Source organism: Cellulomonas biazotea (assembly GCF_004306155.1).
In the GTDB taxonomy this organism is placed as follows: Bacteria; Actinomycetota; Actinomycetes; order Actinomycetales; family Cellulomonadaceae; genus Cellulomonas; species Cellulomonas biazotea.
In genome coordinates this window covers 1-4,270 of record NZ_BIMR01000316.1, presented here as the reverse complement: position 1 = coordinate 4,270, position 4,270 = coordinate 1, and the positions used below count along the sequence as shown (strand labels likewise).

The following is a 4,270-nucleotide window of genomic DNA, read 5'->3' as shown; positions in this document are numbered from 1 at the left end:
CCGCCCTGCCGACCGCCCCGCGCGCCCGCCTGCGCGCCGCCCTCCGGCGCGGCCGGACGCCCGCCGTCCTCGTCGCCGTCACCGGCCTGGTCCTCGGGCTGTCGGCGTGCGCGTCCGACGCCGGCGCCGACCCGGACGTCCCCGCGGCCACCGCGACGCGGACCGCACCCGGCTTCTCCCCCGTCACCGTCGACAACTGCGGCACGACGGTCACCGTCGACACCCCGCCGCAGCGGGTCGTGACGATCAAGTCGACCGCGACCGAGATGCTGCTCGCGCTCGGCCTCGGCGACCAGGTCGTCGGCACCGCGTTCGCGGACGGCCCCGTCCCTGACGCGTACGCGGACGCGTACGACGCGATCCCCGTCGTCTCCGACAAGGTCCCCGGCCAGGAGGCGCTGCTCGGCCTCGAGCCCGACTTCGTGTACGCCGGCTGGGAGTCGAACTTCTCGGCCGACGGTGCGGGCGAGCGCGCGGCCCTCGCCGGGCTCGGGATCGGCACGTACGTGTCGCCCGCGGCGTGCAAGGAGGAGGGCTACCAGCCCGACCCGCTGACGTTCGACGTCGTCGACGACGAGATCCGCGAGGTCGCGTCGCTGTTCGGCGTGACCGACCGCGCGGAGGAGCTCATCGCCGCGCAGCACGACGCGCTCGACGCCGTCGAGCCGCCCGCCGAGCCGACGACCGCCCTGTGGTACTCGTCGGGCTCCGACACCCCGTACGTGGGGGCCGGCATCGGCGCGCCGCAGATGATCCTCGACGCGGCCGGGCTGACGAACATCTTCGCCGACGTGCACGACACGTGGACGTCGGTCGGCTGGGAGCAGGTCGTCGCCGCGGACCCCGACGTCATCGTGCTGGTCGACGCGTCGTGGAACACCGCGGACAGCAAGATCGCGCTGCTCGAGGCCAACCCCGCGACCGCCCGCCTCACGGCCGTGCAGGAGCAGCGCTACGTGACGGTCCCGTTCGCCGCGACCGAGGCGGGCGTGCGCAACGTCGAGGCGGTCGTCTCCGTCGCCGACCAGCTCGCGGCGCTCGACGGGCGGTGACGGCGACGACCACCACGACGACCCGCGACACCGGCTCGACGGCCCCGCCGTCCCACGGCGGACGACGCCGCGCCCCGCTCCCCGTCCTGCTGCTCGTCGGGCTGGGTGTGCTGGTCGCGACCGTCCTGGTGACCGTGACGATCGGACCGGCGGACCTCGCGGTCGGCGAGGTCGCGCGCAGCATCGCGACGCACGTCGGGCTCGACGTCGTCCCGGTGAGCCCGCTGCACGACGCGATCGTGTGGGACCTGCGCCTGCCCCGGGTCCTGACAGCCGCGGCCGTCGGGGCGGGCCTGGCGCTCGCCGGGGCCGTCATGCAGAGCCTCACGCGCAACCCGCTGGCCGACCCGTACCTGCTGGGGCTGTCGTCGGGCGCGTCGCTCGGGGCGGTCGCGGTGCTCGTCGTGGGCGTCGCGGTGCTGCTGCCCGTCGCGGCGTTCGCGGGGGCGATGGCGGCGCTCGTCGCGACCCTCGCGCTCGCGCGCTCGAACGGCACGCTGACCCCGGGCCGGGCGGTCCTCGCCGGGCTCGCGGTGTCCCAGCTCGCCGCCGCGGGCACGTCGTTCGTCATCTTCTGGACGGCGACGGGCGACTCCTACCGGGAGATCCTGTCGTGGCTGCTGGGCTCGCTGGCCGGGGCGACGTGGGCCTCGGTCGCCATCGCGGGGATCGCGGTCCTCGTGGTCGGGTCGGTCGTGGTGCTCGCGGGCCAGCGGCTCGACGCGTTCGCGTTCGGCGACACCGCGGCGGCCGCGCTCGGCATCGACGTCGACCGCACCCGGTGGGCGCTCATGACGCTCGTCGCGCTGCTCACGGGGGCGATGGTCGCCGTGAGCGGCGCGATCGGCTTCGTCGGCCTGGTCCTGCCGCACGCCGTGGGCGCGCTCACCGGCCCGGCGCACCGCCGGCTGCTGCCCGTCGCGGCGCTCGCCGGCGCGGTGTTCCTCGTCTGGGCGGACACGCTCGCGCGCACCGTGTTCGACCCGCGCGAGCTGCCCGTCGGCATCGTCACCGCCCTTATCGGCGTGCCCGTCTTCGCGGTGCTGCTGCGCCGGGGACGGGGGTCGGCGTGGACGTGACGCTCGCCGGGGTCGGCACGCGGCTCGGCGGCCGGTGGGTCGTCGACGGCGTCGACGCGACCCCGCCGCCCGGCCGGCTCACGGGGCTGCTCGGCCCGAACGGCGCGGGCAAGTCGACCCTCCTGCGGCTCGTCGCGGGCCTGCTCGCGCCCGAGCGCGGCGCGGTGCTCGTCGGCGACCAGCCCGTGGCGTCGATGGCCCGCCGCGGCCGCGCCCGCCGCATCGCCCTGCTGGAGCAGGAGTCGTCGAGCAGCGTGCCGCTCACGGTCCGCGAGGTCGTCGCGCTCGGCCGCATCCCCTACCGCTCGCTGTGGGGGTCCGACGCGGGCGACGAGGCGGTCGACCGGGCGCTCGTCGCGGCGGACGCGACCCATCTCGCCGACCGCCCCTGGTCGACCCTGTCCGGCGGGGAGCGCCAGCGCGTGCACGTCGCGCGCGCCCTCGCCCAGGAGCCCGAGGTGCTGCTCCTCGACGAGCCGACGAACCACCTCGACGTCAGCGCCCAGCTCTCGCTGCTGGCGTTCGTCCGCGACCTCGGCACGACGACCGTCGCGGCCCTGCACGACCTCAACCTCGCGGCCGCGTTCTGCGAGCACGTCGTCGTCCTGTCGGCCGGTCGCCTCGCCGCGGCCGGGCACCCCCGCGAGGTCCTGCGTCCCGCGCTGCTGCGCGAGGTGTACGGCGTCGACGCGGACGTCCTGGAGCACCCCCGCACCGGGCGCCCCGTCATCGCGTTCCACGAGCCGGCGCCGGCCGCGGCCGTCCCGGCTCCCGTCTCCGCGGGAGAGCCATGAGGATCACCGTCCTGTCCGGCGGCGTCGGCGGCGCGCGCTTCACGCGCGGGCTGCTCGCCCTGCTGCGCGACCGGCTGCCCGACGGGTCGGGCGGCACGACCGCGCAGGTCACCGTCGTGGCGAACACCGGCGACGACCTGTGGCTGCACGGCGTCCGCGTCTGCCCCGACCTCGACACCCTGATGTACACGCTCGGCGACGCCGTCCACGAGCAGCAGGGCTGGGGCCGCCGCGACGAGTCGCGTCGCGTGTCCGACGACCTCGCCGCGTACGGCCTCGGCTGGGACTGGTTCACGCTCGGCGACCTCGACCTGGCGACGCACCTCGCGCGCACCGAGCTGCTGCTGTCGGGCATCCCCCTGTCCGCCGTGACGGCCCGCCTCGCGGAGCGCTGGCGTCCCGGCGTGACGCTGCTGCCCATGTCGGACGACGAGGTCGAGACCCACGTCGAGACGGCCGACGGCGACCTGCTGCACTTCGAGGAGTGGTGGGTGCGGCACCGCGCCGCCCTGCCCGCGCGCCGGTTCGTCCAGGTCGGCCTCGACACCGCCACCGCCGGACCGGGCGTCCTCGACGCCCTCACCGACGCCGACGTCGTCGTCCTGCCGCCGTCCAACCCGGTCGTGTCGGTCGGCACGATCCTCGCCATCCCCGGCGTGCGCGACGTGCTGCGGACCACCGCGGCGCCCGTCGTCGGGGTCAGCCCTGTCGTCGGTGGCGCGCCCGTGCGCGGCATGGCCGACGCGTGCCTGACCGCCATCGGGGTCGCGACCACCGCCGACGCGGTCGCCCGGCACTACGGGCGCCGCGTCGAGAGCGGCGTGCTCGACGCCTGGCTCGTCGACGACGTGGACGCCGCGGTGGTCGAGCCGCTGCGCACCGACGGCTGGGCCGTCGAGGCCGCACCGACGCTCATGACCGACGTCCCCGCGACGGCCGCGATCGCCGCCCGCACCCTCGCGCTCGTGGACCGCCTCCCGTGACGGGATGGTGGGTCGTCGTCCCCGTCAAGGACGCCCGGCACGGCAAGTCGCGCCTCGCGGGCGTGCTCGCCGACGACGACCGTGCCCGGTTCGTGCGGGCCATGGCGCTCGACACCCTCGCGGCCGCCGGTGCGGCGACCCTCGTCGAGGGCGTCGTCCTGGTCACGCCCGACCAGGTGCTCGCGTCGTGGGCGCAGCGCGGCGGCGCGGTGGTCGTCGACGAGCCCCACGGTGGCGGGCTCGACGCGGCCGTCCTCGCGGGCGCCTCCCGGGCGCGCGCGCTCGCGCCGGGCTGCGCGGTCGCCGCCCTGCTCGGCGACCTGCCGGGGCTCGACCCCGCCGACCTCGACGCGGCCCTGCTG

At 76.7% G+C, this 4,270-nt stretch carries 4 protein-coding genes and 1 pseudogene; all 5 read left to right on the top strand.

Translation table 11 applies throughout. The annotated features are described in order from the left end of the window. Positions 1-5 precede the first annotated feature (5 nt). Positions 6-1,052 (top strand): putative F420-0 ABC transporter substrate-binding protein, encoded by a 1,047-nt coding sequence (locus tag CBZ_RS17635; RefSeq protein WP_373862196.1) that lies wholly within the window; start codon positions 6-8, stop codon positions 1,050-1,052. After that, positions 1,049-2,131 carry a putative F420-0 ABC transporter permease subunit gene (locus tag CBZ_RS17630; protein WP_130782783.1) on the top strand — a complete coding sequence of 361 codons (1,083 nt, stop codon included), beginning with the start codon at positions 1,049-1,051 and terminating at the stop codon, positions 2,129-2,131. Before CBZ_RS17635 ends, CBZ_RS17630 begins: the two co-directional genes overlap by 4 nt. Then, positions 2,122-2,925, top strand: coding sequence for a putative F420-0 ABC transporter ATP-binding protein (locus CBZ_RS17625; protein ID WP_130782782.1), 804 nt, complete (start codon positions 2,122-2,124; stop codon positions 2,923-2,925). The genes CBZ_RS17630 and CBZ_RS17625 overlap by 10 nt, the downstream gene beginning before the upstream one ends. After that, a complete protein-coding gene (cofD, locus tag CBZ_RS17620; protein WP_130782781.1) occupies positions 2,922-3,908 on the top strand; it encodes a 2-phospho-L-lactate transferase in 987 nt (328 codons plus the stop codon). Before CBZ_RS17625 ends, cofD begins: the two co-directional genes overlap by 4 nt. Then, a pseudogene (locus CBZ_RS17615) lies at positions 3,905-4,270 on the top strand (2-phospho-L-lactate guanylyltransferase); the annotation flags it as partial. The gene cofD and the pseudogene CBZ_RS17615, both read left to right, overlap by 4 nt.

Bases quoted from the DNA above. Each gene is read 5' to 3' on its own strand.
- cofD (WP_130782781.1), top strand. From the start codon at position 2,922: ATGAGGATCACCGTCCTGTCCGGCGGCGTCGGCGGCGCGCGCTTCACG.